Origin of the sequence: Micromonospora sicca (assembly GCF_003172935.1) — a bacterium.
GTDB classification, from domain to species: Bacteria; Actinomycetota; Actinomycetes; order Mycobacteriales; family Micromonosporaceae; genus Micromonospora; species Micromonospora sicca.
Genome location: NZ_QGKS01000349.1, coordinates 1 through 2,310 on the forward strand (window position 1 = coordinate 1; position 2,310 = coordinate 2,310).

The window sequence follows — 2,310 nt, forward strand, 5'->3', positions numbered from 1 at the left end:
CAGGACCGCGATCTGCTTGAACTCCAAGCCTTCGGCCAGGCCACGGGATATCTCTTCCCGATCACCCAAGGTCAACATCGCACGCACAGCGGAACATCCTGTCCCACCCAACCGCCAAGATCAAATGTTACGACCGGCTGAACCTGCCGGCTGCTCTAGCGATCGTCATCGCGCCATTACTCACTGAGGATCCGTGGGCGTTTGTGGCACAGTCCCGTTGGCGTCTGGTCTTCCTCGCGGTGATCGCGCTCGCACCCTTGCTGGTGCTCGTCCTCCGCAGGCTTCGCCGAGTTGACCTGGTGCCGCTCTTCGGCCGAGCGATGAAGGACATTGGGGACGACAAAGAGAGAGCTATCGAGGTCGGCGTCCGAATGCTTAACGGGCGGATCCTGCGTAGCCGCGAACACTGGGCCGAGCCTGCGCTTCTTCGGAAGTTGCTCGCGCGCTCCTACCAACGGCAGGTTTTGGAACCCATGGCCACAGACCTCCGCCTCATCGCCTCCGGTGTGCTGCGCCGCCAAAGCATCGGCCGATTCTTGACGCTGCTCGCCGGTACCACAGCGTCGACATATCTCCTCAACTACTCGCTGGTGATACTCGCTATGCCGCGTCCGTTGGCCGAGAAGTGGTCGGGCGTCAGACCCTCGACCGCGGTACTCAGCTTTCCGTTTGATCTGCAGGTGACGCTGCCGCTGTGGCCCTACACCGGCGTCGCCGGGCTGTTCGCGATCGTGGCGGCGGTCGGATTCTTGGCGTTCAGCCTCACCGACGAAACTTATACAACCGCGCTCACTGAGGCGGTTTTCATTCGACCGGCGCGGCTGCTTCTGATCGTCGGGGTCCCTTATCTGCACCAGCACGAACGACGGCCCCGGGTCGGCGAAGCCGTGGAGAAGGTGAACATCGTTGATCACGGCACTCCCCAGCTCAATCGTGCGGTGCGTCGAGCCATGAATAGGGGCGATCGAAAGTCCTAATGATTGGTTTTTGATCGACGGCCACATCGCAAATGAGCATCCTCATTGGCTGCGAATCGCGCTACTGTGAGACTCGCTGTTCCTCAACGGCCCGTCGCAAGGTGGAAGATTCCGGCTTCCACTTGCGGCGGGGCGCACCCTGCACTCTCTGCCCGGTCCTTCAACAGTTCCAGACACTGCTCGTAGTCGGGTGTCCTGTCTACACGTAAGGGACGTCTCGTAACTCGGTAGAGGCGTTGCCCGTGACCGGGTTGGTGCTCACCAGGTCAGGGCAATGTTGTGCAGGTGGGCGATGCCGGAAGCGGTGTCGGTCAATGTGCGGGCGGCGCGGCGGTAGTCGCGCAGGATCTTGAAGCATTTGAGCCTGGCCAGGGCGTGTTCGACCTGCGCTCGCACAGTCCGGTGCTCGGCATTCAGGTCCTCCTTCCACTGCGGCAGTGAGCTGCCGTCGTGGGGCTTGCGATAGGGGATGATCACCTGCGGGTTGCCGCGGTAGCCGCCGTCGGCCATGACCGGCCGGCCTGTCAACTGCTGGTCGATCCCGCTGGTGCGGTAGACGATGGTGTCGTTGCGGTTGCCCGGCTGCGGGTCACCGACGGCGATGACCAGGCGGTTGGTGGCGTCGATCGCCACCTGCAGGTTCGTCGAGTACCGGTAGTTCTTGCTCGGCGCCGCGAGGCGGTGGTCCCGGGTCGGGATCAGGGTGCCGTCGACGATGGCGATCTGGTCGACCGGCCGGCGGCGCACCGGGGCCAGGGCCAGCAGCGGGCCGAGGGTGTCGATGACCCGGTGGGCGGCGGAGTGCGAGACGCCGAACAGCGGGCCGATCTGGCGCATGGTCAGGTTGGTGCGCCAGTACGCGGCGACCAGCAGCACCCGGTCGGGCAGGTCAAGGGCCCACTGCCGGCCCGGCCGCCCGTCGGCGATGGTGTCCCCGCCGCGATCGGCGACCAGGCGGACCAGCCGCCGGAACTGGGCGGGCTGCAACCCGGTGAACGGGAAGATCCACTCGGCTCGGGCAGCGGTGATCACCTGCACGCAGGCATCATCGACGACCGTCCTCAACAGACAGACACCGGGGTTACGAGACGTCCCTTAGACAAGAAGATCATCGACCAAGGGCTGTTTCCGTGATCAGTCAGGGTCCCCACAGGACCCTCGGAGGTTAAAGATCAAGGTGTGCCACGAACGCAAGGAGGAGCTTGGTGTAGGTAGAGCGACTTTATGCGGTGCTGTGCAGGAGATGAAGGTTGGCCCTTCGGAGTCGCCCTGCGGGGGGAGGTTCCAAACCGCCACATGCTGCGGAAGTGGTAACGCGACCGTGGTGAGCGAT

3 protein-coding genes are annotated in these 2,310 nt (G+C 63.9%); 1 reads left to right on the plus strand and 2 read right to left on the minus strand.

Annotated elements, in window-relative coordinates:
• The coding region (locus tag DKT69_RS41480; protein ID WP_438361781.1) for a helix-turn-helix domain-containing protein at positions 1–78 on the minus strand (78 nt) is incomplete at its 3' end.
• Positions 79–203: 125 nt separating this feature from the next.
• On the opposite strand from DKT69_RS41480, the gene DKT69_RS28560 reads away from it, so the two are divergent.
• On the plus strand, positions 204–977 hold the full coding sequence (locus DKT69_RS28560) for a hypothetical protein (protein ID WP_109804574.1): 774 nt from the start codon (positions 204–206) through the stop codon (positions 975–977).
• Positions 978–1,235: 258 nt separating this feature from the next.
• Here DKT69_RS28560 and DKT69_RS28565 read toward each other — a convergent pair whose 3' ends face one another.
• Complete coding sequence (locus DKT69_RS28565) at positions 1,236–2,015, minus strand: transposase family protein (protein ID WP_109804575.1); 780 nt, start codon at positions 2,013–2,015, stop codon at positions 1,236–1,238.
• Between the last annotated feature and the right edge of the window lie 295 nt (positions 2,016–2,310).